Raw genomic sequence first — 14,050 nt, forward strand, 5'->3', positions numbered from 1 at the left:
TCTCCAAGTCGCCAGGGAAACCGGGTGGCCGCCAGGACCGCGAACCAAGCTCCCACGAAGGTGGTAGAGTGGGTGGTCCTGAACCGAGGTGATAGCCTCGGAACAACAAAGGCTTGAAACAATCGCCGAGGTTGAGCCCGCCGATAACGTGGGTGATTCCGGAGTGTGTTGCTTGAGAACTCAACAGTGTGCTAGTGAACTAAGCCAGTAGAGCTTATATATAACCTCGTATGAGGTTCCTTTGAGAATGATTGAGTACATAGTCTCGATCAAACTATTCATTGTTGGAGAGTTTGATCCTGGCTCAGGACGAACGCTGGCGGCGTGCTTAACACATGCAAGTCGAACGATGAAGCCTTCGGGTGGATTAGTGGCGAACGGGTGAGTAACACGTGGGTAATCTGCCCTGCACTCTGGGATAAGCCTTGGAAACGAGGTCTAATACCGGATATCACAACGCTTCGCATGGAGTGTTGTTGAAAGTTCTGGCGGTGCAGGATGAACCCGCGGCCTATCAGCTTGTTGGTGGGGTAGTGGCCTACCAAGGCGACGACGGGTAGCCGGCCTGAGAGGGTGACCGGCCACACTGGGACTGAGACACGGCCCAGACTCCTACGGGAGGCAGCAGTGGGGAATATTGCACAATGGGCGAAAGCCTGATGCAGCGACGCCGCGTGAGGGATGACGGCCTTCGGGTTGTAAACCTCTTTCGCCAGGGACGAAGCGCAAGTGACGGTACCTGGATAAGAAGCACCGGCTAACTACGTGCCAGCAGCCGCGGTAATACGTAGGGTGCAAGCGTTGTCCGGATTTATTGGGCGTAAAGAGCTCGTAGGCGGTTTGTCGCGTCGGCTGTGAAATCTGGAGGCTTAACCTTCAGCGTGCAGTCGATACGGGCAGACTTGAGTTCGGTAGGGGAGACTGGAATTCCTGGTGTAGCGGTGAAATGCGCAGATATCAGGAGGAACACCGGTGGCGAAGGCGGGTCTCTGGGCCGATACTGACGCTGAGGAGCGAAAGCGTGGGGAGCGAACAGGATTAGATACCCTGGTAGTCCACGCTGTAAACGGTGGGTGCTAGGTGTGGGCGACATTCCACGTTGTCCGTGCCGTAGCTAACGCATTAAGCACCCCGCCTGGGGAGTACGGCCGCAAGGCTAAAACTCAAAGGAATTGACGGGGGCCCGCACAAGCGGCGGAGCATGTGGATTAATTCGATGCAACGCGAAGAACCTTACCTGGGCTTGACATGCGCCAGACATCCCCAGAGATGGGGCTTCCCTTGTGGTTGGTGTACAGGTGGTGCATGGCTGTCGTCAGCTCGTGTCGTGAGATGTTGGGTTAAGTCCCGCAACGAGCGCAACCCTTATCCTACGTTGCCAGCGCGTTATGGCGGGGACTCGTGGGAGACTGCCGGGGTCAACTCGGAGGAAGGTGGGGATGACGTCAAGTCATCATGCCCCTTATGTCCAGGGCTTCACACATGCTACAATGGCTGGTACAGAGGGCTGCGATACCGCGAGGTGGAGCGAATCCCTTAAAGCCGGTCTCAGTTCGGATCGCAGTCTGCAACTCGACTGCGTGAAGTCGGAGTCGCTAGTAATCGCAGATCAGCAACGCTGCGGTGAATACGTTCCCGGGCCTTGTACACACCGCCCGTCACGTCATGAAAGTCGGTAACACCCGAAGCCCATGGCCCAACCCCTCGGGGAGGGAGTGGTCGAAGGTGGGACTGGCGATTGGGACGAAGTCGTAACAAGGTAGCCGTACCGGAAGGTGCGGCTGGATCACCTCCTTTCTAAGGAGCACAACACATCCACGTTCCCGGGATACCCGGACCAAGAGCGTGGGGTGGGCACGGTTTAACACTCGAATGCAGTGTTGCCGGGCTTGCTCAAGGAATTGTGGAACTACTGGTTATGGTCACTCTTGGTTGGCAATGCCTCCTCTAGTACTGGTCCGCAAGGATCGTGGAACGGGTAGCCGGCGCCTCGGAGGGTGATTGTTTGCTATGCACACTGTTGGGTCCTGAGGCAACACGCCTTAGGGCTTACACAGCCTGGGAATGTGGTTTGTTTCTGGTGTGGTGTTTGAGAACTGTAGAGTGGATGCGAGCATCTTTGTGGTCAAGTTGTTAAGGGCACATGGTGGATGTCTTGGCTTCAGGAGCCGATGAAGGACGTAGGAGGCTGCGATAAGCCTCGGGGAGCTGTCAACCGAGCTGTGATCCGAGGATTTCCGAATGGGGAAACCCAGCACCAGTGATGTGGTGTTACCCGCACCTGAATATATAGGGTGTGTGGAGGGAACGCGGGGAAGTGAAACATCTCAGTACCCGTAGGAAGAGAAAACAACCGTGATTCCGTGAGTAGTGGCGAGCGAAAGCGGAAGAGGCTAAACCGATTGCATGTGATACCTGTCAGGGGTTGTGTAGTCGGTGTTGTGGGACCCGCCTTGAAGGAACTGACATTTCTTCGGAATTGACGCATGGGTTAGTGGAACGCCTTGGGATGGGCGGCCGGAGTGGGTGAGAGCCCCGTACGCGAAAACTTGTGTTGTTGTTCTTGGTGGTGTTCCCGAGTAGCAGCGAGCTCGTGGAATTTGCTGTGAATCTGCCGGGACCACCCGGTAAGCCTAAATACTTCCTGAAGACCGATAGCGGACTAGTACCGTGAGGGAAAGATGAAAAGTACCCCGGGAGGGGAGTGAAAGAGTACCTGAAACCGTGTGCCTACAAGCCGTCAGAGCTGTAATGGTGATGGCGTGCCTTTTGAAGAATGAGCCTGCGAGTTAGTGCTGCGTGGCGAGGTTAACCCGTGTGGGGTAGCCGTAGCGAAAGCGAGTCTGAATAGGGCGAATGAGTCGCGTGGTCTAGACCCGAAGCGGAGTGATCTACCCATGGCCAGGGTGAAGCGACGGTAAGACGTCGTGGAGGCCCGAACCCACTTAGGTTGAAAACTGAGGGGATGAGCTGTGGGTAGGGGTGAAAGGCCAATCAAACTCCGTGATAGCTGGTTCTCCCCGAAATGCATTTAGGTGCAGCGTCGCATGTTTCACCACGGGGGTAGAGCTACTGGATGGTCTAGGGGCCTTACCGGGTTACCGAAATCAACCAAACTCCGAATACCGTGGTGTGAGAGTGCGGCAGTGAGACGGCGGGGGATAAGCTTCGTCGTCGAGAGGGAAACAGCCCAGAACACCAGCTAAGGCCCCTAAGTGTGTGCTCAGTGGGAAAGGATGTGGGATTGCCCAGACAACCAGGAGGTTGGCTTAGAAGCAGCCACCCTTGAAAGAGTGCGTAATAGCTCACTGGTCAAGTGGTCCTGCGCCGACAATGTAGCGGGGCTTAAGCACACCGCCGAAGCTGTGTCATTGACACAATAGATCCACTTGGGCTCTTGAAGTCCTTGTGTAGTCGTGTTGATGGGTAGGGGAGCGTCCTGCACCCAGGGAAGCCGTGGCGGAAGCTAGCGGTGGAGGGTGTGGGAGTGAGAATGCAGGCATGAGTAGCGAATGCAGAGTGAGAAACTCTGCCGCCGGATGACCAAGGGTTCCTGGGCCAGGCTAATCCGCCCAGGGTAAGTCGGGACCTAAGGCGAGGCCGACAGGCGTAGTCGATGGACAACGGGTTGATATTCCCGTACCCGAGCATGTGCGCCCATGACGAGGCGTTTGATACTAACCACCCAAAGCCATGTCCCAAAGTCTTCGGATGGAGGGGTGTGTGTGGAGCGTGGGACCTGATTTCGTAGTAGTCAAGCGATGGGGTGACGCAGGAAGGTAGCTCCGCCAGGCGATGGTTGTCCTGGTGTAAGCGTGTAGGAGAAAGCATAGGCAAATCCGTGCTTTATATACTCTGAGACGTGATGCGTAGCCGTTTGAGGTGAAGTAGAGTGATCCTATGCTGCCGAGAAAAGCCTCTAGTGAGTGCATGCACGGCCCGTACCCCAAACCAACACAGGTGGTCAGGTAGAGAATACTAAGGCGATCGGGTGAACTGTGGTTAAGGAACTCGGCAAAATGCCCCCGTAACTTCGGGAGAAGGGGGGCCAAACATCCTGAAGTCCTTTACGGACTAGGGGTGGGTGGCCGCAGAGACCAGCGGAAAGCGACTGTTTACTAAAAACACAGGTCCATGCGAAGTCGCAAGACGATGTATATGGACTGACGCCTGCCCGGTGCTGGAACGTTAAGAGGACCGGTTAATCCCTTCGGGGGTGAAGCTGAGAATTTAAGCGCCAGTAAACGGCGGTGGTAACTATAACCATCCTAAGGTAGCGAAATTCCTTGTCGGGTAAGTTCCGACCTGCACGAATGGCGTAACGACTTTCCGGCTGTCTCAACCACAGGCCCGGCGAAATTGCACTACGAGTAAAGATGCTCGTTACGCGCGGCAGGACGGAAAGACCCCGGGACCTTTACTATAGTTTGGTATTGGTTTTCGGTTCGGCTTGTGTAGGATAGGTGGGAGACTGTGAAGCGGTGACGCTAGTTACTGTGGAGTCATTGTTGAAATACCACTCTGGTCGAATTGGGAATCTGAACCTCGGGCCATGATCTGGTTCAGGGACAGTGCCTGATGGGTAGTTTAACTGGGGCGGTTGCCTCCTAAAGAGTAACGGAGGCGCCCAAAGGTTCCCTCAGCCTGGTTGGCAATCAGGTGTTGAGTGCAAGTGCACAAGGGAGCTTGACTGTGAGACAGACATGTCGAGCAGGGACGAAAGTCGGGACTAGTGATCCGGCACCACCTGGTGGAAGGGGTGTCGCTCAACGGATAAAAGGTACCCCGGGGATAACAGGCTGATCTTGCCCAAGAGTCCATATCGACGGCATGGTTTGGCACCTCGATGTCGGCTCGTCGCATCCTGGGGCCGGAGTAGGTCCCAAGGGTTGGGCTGTTCGCCCATTAAAGCGGCACGCGAGCTGGGTTTAGAACGTCGTGAGACAGTTCGGTCCCTATCCGCCGCGCGCGTAGGATACTTGAGGAAGGCTGTCCCTAGTACGAGAGGACCGGGACGGACGAACCTCTGGTGTGCCAGTTGTCCCGCCAGGGGCATGGCTGGTTGGCCACGTTCGGAAGGGATAACCGCTGAAGGCATCTAAGCGGGAAGCCTGTTCCAAGATGAGGTATCCCACCCTTTGTGGGTTAAGGCCCCCAATAGACCATTGGGTTGATAGGCCAGATATGGAAGCACAGTAATGTGTTGTCGAGTTGACTGGTACTAATAGGCCGAGGACTTGTCTACGAAGGTGTTACGCATCCACTCTACGGTTCTGAAACACCACACGGCCCTCTGTTTTTGGGGGTGTGGGTGTTTGATAGTGTTTCGGTGGTTTTAGCGTCAGGGAAACGCCCGGTCCCATTCCGAACCCGGAAGCTAAGCTTGACAGCGCCGATGGTACTGCAACCGAAGGGTTGTGGGAGAGTAGGACACCGCCGAACATTTCGTTGAGAAGGGCCTGGCCCGGTCGAGAACACTAGTTCTCCCGGGCCAGGCCCTTTTTTCATGCCCAAAACCACGCCGCTGGCACTACGGGACTTGGTCGGCCCTCAACCGTGTCGACCCTCCCATCGCACGTGCCGACTCCCGTATCACGTGTTGACCCTCTGATCACGCGAGTCGGCTTTCCAGTCACGCGAGTTGACCCTTCACGCACGCGAGCCGGCCGTCTGGCCGCGTGGTGACCCGTGAATCACGGGTGTCGACCTTCTGCTCACGGGTGCCGGCGCCTCAATCACGCGAGCCGACCGTCCGGGTGCGCGAACCGACTGTCTAGGTACGCAAGCCGACCGTCGAAGTACGCGAGCCGACCGTTCGGGACGTGAGCCGACTGTCCGAGTACGTGAGTCGACTGGCTGGGTACGTGAGTCGACTGGCTGGGTACGTGAGCTGACCGGCTGGGGACACGAGCCAACTCTTCGGGCGCGCGAGCTGCCCTCGCGCGGTGCGCGAGTTCCGGCCTCAATCACGCGAGTCCCGGCTTCACTCACGCGAGATCCGCCTGGAAACACGTGGATCCGGCCGTATCACGCGAGTTCCGCCCGGGATCACGCGAGATCCGGCCAGAATCACGCGGGATCCGTACGGGATCACGCGAGTTGCGGCTCCGATCATCCCGGCGCCCGGCGCCCGGCGCCCGGCGCCCGGCGCCCGGCGCCCGGCGCCCGGTCTCACGCCCTCACGATCCGAGTGATGTCCGCCGGATCACCGGTGATGCCTGCCCGGTCACGAGAGATGCCCCGCGGATCACGTGTGAAGCCCATGGGATCACTTGAAACTGGCCTTCCGCTGCTCGAAGCGGGGGCCTCCGGCACCCGAAGTTTGCCAGTAAGCGTGATCCGCGTGATCGGACACGGTATTGACGTGATTGGCGGCGTAACTAGCGTGATCCGAGACGGAACTCGCGTGATTCTGGCCGGATCTCGCGTGATCCCGGGCGGGGACGCGCGTGATTGGAAGGGCATCTCGCGTGATTTGGAGGGGTATCACCTGTGATTGGGAAGCCGACACGGGTGACTGCGAGTCGACTCGCGTGATCGGGAAGTCGACACGTGTGGACGGGAAGACGACACGCGTGGTGGGAAGTCGGCGCGGGTCGGTGGGAAGTTGGTGCGGGTGATGGTGGGGCGAGCGGAGGACTGGGGGTTAGGGGGTGGGGCGGCGTAGGAGGTAGGTGTCCATGATCCAGCCGTGGTGTTCTCGGGCCGCCGTGCGCGTTTCGCGGATTTTGGTTGCCAGCGCGGGAGTCAGGGGGCCTGAGATGAGGATTTCGTCTGGGGTGCCTACGTACGCTCCCCAGTAGATCGTCAGGTCGTGTGATGTGTAGCGGTCGAATGTCGTGTGGGCGTCCAGGAGGACGAAGACGTCGTCGACGTCGGGGGGCCAGCCTGTTGCCAAGAGACGGCCTGTCGTGAGCTGGACTGCTCGGCCGATCTGGTTCATCGTTGTGCGGTGGCGGGCCACCAGCGCCGAGATGCTGCTGATGCCCGGGATCACCTCGTACTCGAACGTCACCCGGCCGCGGGCCAGCACCGTCTCGATCAGTGCGATCGTGCTGTCGTACAGCGACGGGTCGCCCCACACCAGGAAGGCGCCCGTCTGAGACTCGGCCAGCGAGGAGAGGATCACGCTCTCGTAGACCTCGGCGCGGGCCGCGTGCCAGTCGGCTACCGCTGCTCGGTAGTCCGCCGGCTTGCGGTCGCGGGGTGGGTCCGCGACCAGCACCACGCGGTACGGGCGCGTCACGTACCTGTCGAGGATCTCCTCGCGCAGCCGCACCAGGTCGGCCTTCTCCTCGCCCTTGTCCAGCACGAAGAACACGTCGACGCGGTTGAGGCGATCCACCGCCTGCACCGTCAGGTGCTCCGGGTCGCCGGCGCCGATCCCGATCGCGTAGATCTTCCGCATCCCGCGAGTCTGCCGGGGCCGGTGGAACACCCCTACCCCCGATGGGTATAAAGGAGGGAGAACGAAAGGAGCCGTCGATGACCGAAGCGACGTACACCGTCGAGGGCATGACCTGCGGACACTGCGCCACCTCCGTGCGCGAAGAGGTCTCCGAGCTCGCCGGCGTCAACGGCGTCGACGTCGACGTCGAGAGCGGGCGCGTCACCGTGACCAGCGACACCCCGCTGACGACCGACGCCGTCGCGGCCGCGGTCACCGAGGCCGGCTACCGCCTGGTGGCCTGAGCGCCATGACCACCGCGCAGTCCGAACGCGTCGAGCTCGCCATCGGCGGGATGACCTGCGCCTCCTGCGCGTCCCGCGTCGAGCGCAAGCTCAACAAGGTCGGCGGCGTGACGGCGACGGTCAACTACGCCACCGAGAAAGCCCAGGTCAGCTACCCCAGCGGCCTCTCGGTCGGCGAGCTCGTCGACGTCGTCGAGGCCGCCGGGTACTCGGCCCGGGTACCGGAGGCCGACGCGGCCGACGACTCGACGCCGCTGCGCAAACGTTTGCTGCTCTCCGCCCTGCTCACCGTCCCGGTGCTGGTGCTCGCGATGGTGCCCGCCTGGCAGTTCGACTACTGGCAGTGGGTCTCGCTGGTCCTCGCCGCCCCGGTCGTGACGTGGGGCGCGTGGCCGTTCCACCGCGCCGCCGTGGTCAACCTGCGGCACGTCACCGCCACCATGGACACGCTGATCTCGCTCGGCGTGCTCGCGTCGACGGCCTGGTCGCTGTACGCGCTCCTGTTCGGCATGGCCGGCGAGATCGGCATGCGCCACGAGTTCACGCTGGTCAGCTCGGGCATGACCGGCGACAGCCTGTACTTCGAGGTGGCCGCCACGGTCACCACGTTCATCCTGGCCGGCCGCTACTTCGAAGCCCGGTCCAAGCGCCGCGCGGGCGCCGCCCTGCGCGCGCTGCTGGACCTCGGCGCGAAGGACGTCACCGTGCTCCGCGACGGCGAAGAGCGCCTGCTCCCGGCCGTGGACCTGCGCGTCGGGGACGTCTTCGTCGCCCGGCCCGGCGAGAAGATCGCCACCGACGGCGTCGTCACCGAAGGCCGCTCCGCCGTCGACACCAGCATGCTCACCGGGGAGTCGACGCCGGTGGAGGCCGGTCCGGGCGACGCGGTCACCGGCGCCACCGTGAACGTCGGCGGGCGGCTGCTCGTGCGTGCGACGCGGGTCGGCGCGGACACCCGGCTCGCGCAGCTGGCCCGGCTGGTCGAGGCCGCGCAGACCGGCAAGGCCCAGGCCCAGCGCCTCGCCGACCGGGTGTCGGCGGTGTTCGTGCCGGCGGTCGTCTTCGCGGCGCTCGCCACGCTGGTCGTCTGGCTGGCGACGGGCGGCCGCGCCGATCAGGCGTTCACCGCGGCCGTCGCGGTGCTGATCATCGCCTGCCCGTGCGCGCTCGGCCTCGCGACGCCGACGGCGCTGCTCGTCGGCACCGGCCGCGGCGCGCAGCTGGGCATCGTCATCAAGGGCCCCGAGGTGCTCGAGTCCACCCGCCGCGTCGACACCGTCGTGCTCGACAAGACCGGCACCGTCACCACCGGCCGGATGACGCTGGTCGAGGGGGACGGCGAGGTCCTGCGGCTGGCCGGCGCGGTCGAGGCGGCGTCCGAGCACCCGGTCGCCCGCGCGATCGTGACGGCCGCCCGGGAGCGGTTCGGCCCGCTCCCCGCCGTCACGGGCTTCCGCAGCACCGCCGGGCTCGGCGTCACCGGCGTCGTCGAAGGCAAGCAGGTCAGCGTGGGCCGGGGGTCGTTCGTCGGGGCGGCCGGGACGTCCGGCGTGCACGTCGCGTGGGACGGCGAGGTCCGCGGGACGCTGGCCGTCGCCGACACGATCAAGCCGACGTCCGCCCAGGCCGTCGCCGAGCTGCGCGCGCTCGGGCTGAGGCCGGTGCTGCTGACCGGGGACGACGCCGGCGTGGCCCGGGCGATCGCGGCCGAGGCGGGGATCGACGAGGTCGTCGCCGAGGTGCTGCCCGAGGGCAAGGTCGACGTCGTGAAGCGGCTGCAGGCCGAAGGGCGCGTGGTCGCGATGGTCGGCGACGGCGTCAACGACGCGGCGGCGCTCGCCCAGGCCGACCTGGGGCTGGCCATGGGCACCGGCACCGACGCGGCCATCGAGGCCGGCGACCTGACGCTCGTGCGCGGCGACCTGCGTGCCGCCGGTGACGCGATCCGGCTGGCCCGCCGGACGCTGGCCACCATCAAGGGCAACCTGTTCTGGGCGTTCGCCTACAACGTCGCGGCGCTGCCGCTGGCCGCGCTCGGCCTGCTCAACCCGATGATCGCGGGCGCGGCGATGGCGTGCTCCTCGGCCTTCGTGGTCAGCAACAGCCTCCGCCTGCGCCGGTTCCGCTGAGTCACCCCGCCCGATACGTGGGGTGGGTATACTCGGTCGCGGAGGAATGCCGACATACGCGGGGACGGGTGGGCCATGACGGGTTACGGCAACGAGCGAGAGGCCTACCTCAAGCGCCTGCGCCGCATCGAAGGGCAGATCCGCGGGCTGCAGCGCATGGTCGAGCAGGACAAGTACTGCATCGACATCCTGACTCAGGTCTCCGCGGCCACGAAGGCCCTGCAGTCGTTCTCGCTGGAGCTGCTCGACGAGCACCTCGCGACGTGCGTGGTCCAGGCGGCCGCGGCCGGCGGCGAGGAAGCCGACCTGAAGGTGCGGGAAGCCTCGGACGCGATCGCGCGGCTCGTGCGCTCCTGACCAGGGCCAAGTCGTGAGTGGTTAGGGCGGTTCTAACCGCCCTAACCACTCACGACGAGCCGCGGCAGGTCAGCGGACCAGCACAGCGAGGGTCAGGCCGCCCGCGTTCGTCGTGAAGTGGACGATCACCGACGCCAGTACTCCGTGGCCCTTGTGGCGCCACCAGTGCAGGAGGATGCCGGCGGCGCCCGCCGTGGCCATCGCCAGGATCTGGAGCACCACCACCGGCGTCGTGCCGAACACCGCGTGGACCGCCGCGTTGCGGCCGATCGCCAGGGCCGGCAGGTAGTGCCAGAGGCCGAACAACGCCGCCGCGCCCAGGATCGGCGGCCAGCGCCAGCGGTCGTCCCGCGCGCCGAGCAGGGCCGGCAGCACACCGCGGAACGCGATCTCCTCGATCAGCACCGTGCCGAACAGGATCCGGCCGCACGTCAGCCAGATCAGCTGGCCGAAGTCGGGGGTGCCGACGCGGCCGTCCTGGTAGACCGTCCGCAGCGCCGGCACGGCCAGCGCGATCCCGAACACCACCGCGACCAGCCCGGCTCCGGCCAGTCCGACCAGGGCGGACCGCCGGAACGAACGCAAGCCCAGGTCGGACCACGGCAACCCGGCCGCTCGGGCCAGGGCCACCAGGATCGCGGCCGCCACCAGCCCGCACACCGGGTACGCCCAGCCGGGCAGCACGCGGTTGGCCAACGTCGTCGACGCGGCCAGCGTCACGACCGCCGCGACCAGGGCGAACGCTCGGATCAAGGGATGATGTCCCGCGAGTCGAGCGCGTCGGTCAGCCGTTCGCGCAGCTCGGCCGCGGTGGCCCGCGGGTCGATCTCCGACGGCGGCGAGAGCACCTTCGAGATCACCGTCGACAGGTTCTGGTACGCCGGGGTCAGCGGCCGGACGGCGGCGTCGGACAGCGCGGCCAGGATGTCCGGCTTCATCGGGAACTGGGCGGCCATCGTCGAGCCGGCGTCGGCCGGGTCGAGCGGCGCCGGGTCGTCGTAGACCGAGCGGGTCGTCGGGGCCAGGCCGTCCTCGATCGCCTGGTACTTCTGGCTCGCCGGGCTGCGCAGGCACAACGCCGCGTCGAACGCCTCCGCCCGGTGTGGCGAGTACGTGCTGATCGCCAGGTTGAAGCCGCCGATCGTGACGCGGCTCGCGCGCCCCGGCACCACCGACGGGTACCTGGCCCACTTCACGTGCGCCAGGTCCTGCGGCTTCTCCTTCGCGTAGGACGCGTAGACGTACGGCCAGTTCAGCTCCAGCGCACCCTGCCCGCGCTGGAACGCCTGCCGGACTTCGTCCTCTTTCGAGTTGCCCAGCGACGGGTCGGTGATCCCGGCCGTGGTGAGCGTCTTCAGCAGCTCCAGCGCGCGGACGGCGCCGTCGTCCATGAGCACGGACTTGCCGTCGTCGGACAGGATGTGCCCGCCCGCCGACGCGACCAGCGTGTTGTAGAACACCACCAGCCCCTCGTACTGGGCGCCGGTGAACAGGATGTTCGCCGGCTTCCCGGCCGCTTTCAGGGCCTGGGCCTGCGTGATCATCTCGTCGAACGTCTTCGGCGGTGACGGCGTTAGCCGGTCGTCGTACCAGAGCAGCTGGACGTTCGTGTGCTTCGTCGCCGCGTACAGCTTGCCGTTCCAGCGCGCGGTCGAGAGCGGTCCGGGCAGCACGTCCCGCGTCGCCTCGGCCTCGGCCGCGCCGGTCCACGGCACCACCCAGCCCGCCTCGGCGAACTCCGGCACCCAGGTGACGTCGAGGCCGAGGACGTCCAACGACGGGTCTTCCGCGGCGAGCCGGCGCACCATCTGCTCACGCTGGCCGTCCGCGCTGCGCGGGAGCTTGTGGTACTCGATCCGGTACCGGCCGGCGGCGGCCGCGTTGCAGGTGTCGACGACGTGCTGGAGGTTGTTCTCCGGCGAGACGTACAGGTTGATCGTCAGGCCGGAGCCGCTGCCGCACGCGGTGAGGGTGCCCGCGACCAGCACAGCGGCCAGCGTGATCGTCGTCGAGCGCATGGGCGTCCCCTCACCTCGGCCGGGCGATCACCCGATCATGGGTGCTGCCCGGCCGGGGGACAAGGGGTCACCCGACCGCGTCCGAAAGATCGTCGGCCGGTGAGCGTCGCTGGACGGGCACCCGCTTGGCCATCGGCAAGGTGGCTTCGGGGTCGGACGGCCCCTCGTCGAGGGCGACGGCCGCTTCGGCCAGCAGGCCCCGGCAGCCGAGGAGGCTCGCGTGGAGCTTGTCGCGGACGTCGTTGAGGGCCGCGACCTCGCGTTCCGCGGCCGTGACCAGGGTTTCACCCTTTCGGGTGGCGTCGGTGATCAGCTGCCCGGCCGTGGCCCGGGCCGTGGTGAGCGCGGATTCGCCCGTGGTGACCAGGGTTTCCTTGCGCCGGGTGGCTTCGGCGACCAGCTCGGCGGCCTTCGCGCGGGCGGCGGCGTCCTGCTCGGCCAGCTCGCGCGTGGCTTCGGTGCGGCGGGCCGTGATCGCTCGCGTGTGATCCTCTTCCTGGCGGGCCCGGCGGTGCGCCGCGGCTTCGTCGAGCTCACGGCGGCGCTGCTCGGTCGCCCGCAGGAGTTCCTCGTGCTCGACGCGCTGCTGCACCTGCTCGGCTTCGGCCAGAGCGAGGACTTCGTGTTCCTTCTCGGTGAGCCGGACGGCCTCGAGCTCGGCGTCACGGCGGATCCGTTCGGCGTTTTCCCTTGCCCGCCCGGTGATTTCGGTCGCTTCCTCGCGAGTGAGCTCGATCATCCGGCGCGAGCGCTCCTGCAGCGCGTCCGGCGCGATCGGGGTCCGGCTGATCCGGTCGATCTTGACCCGGAGCTCACGGTTCTCGTCGGCGAACGCGGCCGCGCGCCGGGCCGCGGCGTCGCGTTCGTCGGTGAGTCTGCGGATCTCGGCCTCGGCCCACTCGACGTATTCGACGACCTGCGCGCGGTGGAAACCGCGCCACGCCTGGTCGAATCCGGGCTGCGTGCGCGCCACGTCCTCGCCACCGCCGGGGGCCATGCCTCACCTCCGAATTGGATGGTTTCTCCTCGGCCGCACGTTTTCCTTGTGGTGCCGGGGATTTCCGTGTGCACCCCAGTGTGCCGCAAACCGGCCCCCGCGCGCTGCCCGGGCGGGCGATCATTCGTCGAGCGGTTCCCCGGCGCCGGTGGACGTGCTCCGGACGCCGGGCAGTTCGGCCAGTTCGGCGGCGAGGTCGTAAAGATCACCCCGGCCGTCGAGGCGCAGGGTGACGACCGCGATCCGTTGCCCCTCCTCGGAAGTAGACTCGTGGTCGACCTCCACGTGGTGCACCGACCAGCCGCGTCCGGTGCACGTGGCGAGCGCCGCGCGGAGCACGCCTTGGCCGTCGACGTAGCTCAAGCGCACCACCGGCGGCTCCTTGCGGTGGCGGGCGACGAACCGCTGCAGCGGCGGCAACCCGCGCGTCACCACGAAGTGCCCGATCGTCGTGCCGACCGCGAGCACCGGCAGCCCGGCACCGCACGCCGTGCCGACCGCGGCGGTGAGCCAGATCGTCGCGGCCGTGGTCAGCCCGCGGACGGCGTCGCGGCGCACGAAGATCAGCCCGGCGCCGAGGAAGCCGATGCCGGACACGATCTGCGCGGCGATCCGCGACGGGTCGAGCGCGATGCCGCTCGTCGTGAGCAGGTCGGCGAAGCCGTACTTCGACACCAGCATGAACACGGCCGAGCCGACGCCGACCAGGCTGTGCGTCCGCAGGCCGGCGGCCTTCATGCCGGCTTCGCGTTCGAGGCCGATGGCGACGCTGAGCAGCAGCGCGAGCACCACCGGCGGCAGCAGCTGCCACTGCGCCGACGTGGACCACAGAGTGGTCAAGATCACTACCTCCCGAG

General features: G+C 65.2%; 8 protein-coding genes and 3 rRNA genes. 6 read left to right on the plus strand and 5 right to left on the minus strand.

The genetic code is table 11. From position 1 onward, the window contains the following. Positions 1-281: 281 nt before the first annotated feature. The 3 genes from OHS58_RS00005 to rrf all read left to right on the plus strand — a co-directional run bounded on the left by OHS58_RS00005 (position 282) and on the right by rrf (position 5,442). Positions 282-1,797, plus strand: a 16S ribosomal RNA gene (locus OHS58_RS00005). A gap of 326 nt (positions 1,798-2,123) precedes the next feature. Continuing rightward, positions 2,124-5,245, plus strand: a 23S ribosomal RNA gene (locus OHS58_RS00010). Between the two features lie 80 nt (positions 5,246-5,325). Further along, positions 5,326-5,442: ribosomal RNA gene (gene rrf, locus OHS58_RS00015) — 5S ribosomal RNA — on the plus strand. The 16S, 23S and 5S rRNA genes sit together here, the layout of an rRNA operon. A 1,204-nt stretch (positions 5,443-6,646) precedes the next feature. Here rrf and cobF read toward each other — a convergent pair. Further along, the gene (gene cobF, locus OHS58_RS00020) at positions 6,647-7,408 is read right to left on the minus strand and encodes a precorrin-6A synthase (deacetylating) (protein WP_328646745.1); all 762 of its coding nucleotides are present in this window, start codon (positions 7,406-7,408) and stop codon (positions 6,647-6,649) included. 77 nt (positions 7,409-7,485) lie between these two features. Between cobF and OHS58_RS00025 the strand changes: the two genes are divergently transcribed. The 3 genes from OHS58_RS00025 (at position 7,486) to OHS58_RS00035 (ending at position 10,178) form a co-directional block, all read left to right on the plus strand. Continuing rightward, positions 7,486-7,692, plus strand: a complete 207-nt coding sequence (locus OHS58_RS00025) for a heavy-metal-associated domain-containing protein (RefSeq protein WP_247055618.1) — start codon at positions 7,486-7,488, stop codon at positions 7,690-7,692. Between the two features lie 5 nt (positions 7,693-7,697). Next, the gene (locus tag OHS58_RS00030) at positions 7,698-9,821 is read left to right on the plus strand and encodes a heavy metal translocating P-type ATPase (RefSeq protein ID WP_328646746.1); all 2,124 of its coding nucleotides are present in this window, start codon (positions 7,698-7,700) and stop codon (positions 9,819-9,821) included. A 75-nt stretch (positions 9,822-9,896) separates the two neighbouring features. Beyond that, positions 9,897-10,178 (plus strand): metal-sensitive transcriptional regulator, encoded by a 282-nt coding sequence (locus OHS58_RS00035; protein WP_247055614.1) that lies wholly within the window; start codon positions 9,897-9,899, stop codon positions 10,176-10,178. A gap of 69 nt (positions 10,179-10,247) precedes the next feature. Here the strand turns inward: OHS58_RS00035 and OHS58_RS00040 are convergent, their stop codons facing one another. From OHS58_RS00040 to OHS58_RS00055, 4 genes are all read right to left on the minus strand, one after another. Further along, a complete protein-coding gene (locus OHS58_RS00040) occupies positions 10,248-10,931 on the minus strand; it encodes a CPBP family intramembrane glutamic endopeptidase (protein ID WP_328646747.1) in 684 nt (227 codons plus the stop codon). Continuing rightward, a complete protein-coding gene (locus OHS58_RS00045) occupies positions 10,928-12,196 on the minus strand; it encodes an ABC transporter substrate-binding protein (RefSeq protein ID WP_328646748.1) in 1,269 nt (422 codons plus the stop codon). The genes OHS58_RS00040 and OHS58_RS00045 overlap by 4 nt, the downstream gene beginning before the upstream one ends. Before the next feature lie 67 nt (positions 12,197-12,263). After that, a complete protein-coding gene (locus OHS58_RS00050; protein WP_328646749.1) occupies positions 12,264-13,193 on the minus strand; it encodes a M protein in 930 nt (309 codons plus the stop codon). Positions 13,194-13,313: 120 nt separating this feature from the next. Further along, on the minus strand, positions 13,314-14,033 hold the full coding sequence (locus OHS58_RS00055; RefSeq protein WP_326943509.1) for an MgtC/SapB family protein: 720 nt from the start codon (positions 14,031-14,033) through the stop codon (positions 13,314-13,316). Positions 14,034-14,050: the final 17 nt, after the last annotated feature.

This window comes from Amycolatopsis sp. NBC_00348, assembly GCF_036114655.1.
In the GTDB taxonomy this organism is placed as follows: domain Bacteria; phylum Actinomycetota; class Actinomycetes; order Mycobacteriales; family Pseudonocardiaceae; genus Amycolatopsis.

Excerpts from the sequence above, each read along its gene's own strand:
- cobF (WP_328646745.1), bottom strand. The coding sequence starts at position 7,408 with ATGCGGAAGATCTACGCGATCGGGATCGGCGCCGGCGACCCGGAGCAC.
- OHS58_RS00025 (WP_247055618.1), top strand. The coding sequence starts at position 7,486 with ATGACCGAAGCGACGTACACCGTCGAGGGCATGACCTGCGGACACTGC.
- OHS58_RS00030 (WP_328646746.1), top strand. The coding sequence starts at position 7,698 with ATGACCACCGCGCAGTCCGAACGCGTCGAGCTCGCCATCGGCGGGATG.
- OHS58_RS00035 (WP_247055614.1), top strand. The coding sequence starts at position 9,897 with ATGACGGGTTACGGCAACGAGCGAGAGGCCTACCTCAAGCGCCTGCGC.
- OHS58_RS00045 (WP_328646748.1), bottom strand. The coding sequence starts at position 12,196 with ATGCGCTCGACGACGATCACGCTGGCCGCTGTGCTGGTCGCGGGCACC.
- OHS58_RS00050 (WP_328646749.1), bottom strand. The coding sequence starts at position 13,193 with ATGGCCCCCGGCGGTGGCGAGGACGTGGCGCGCACGCAGCCCGGATTC.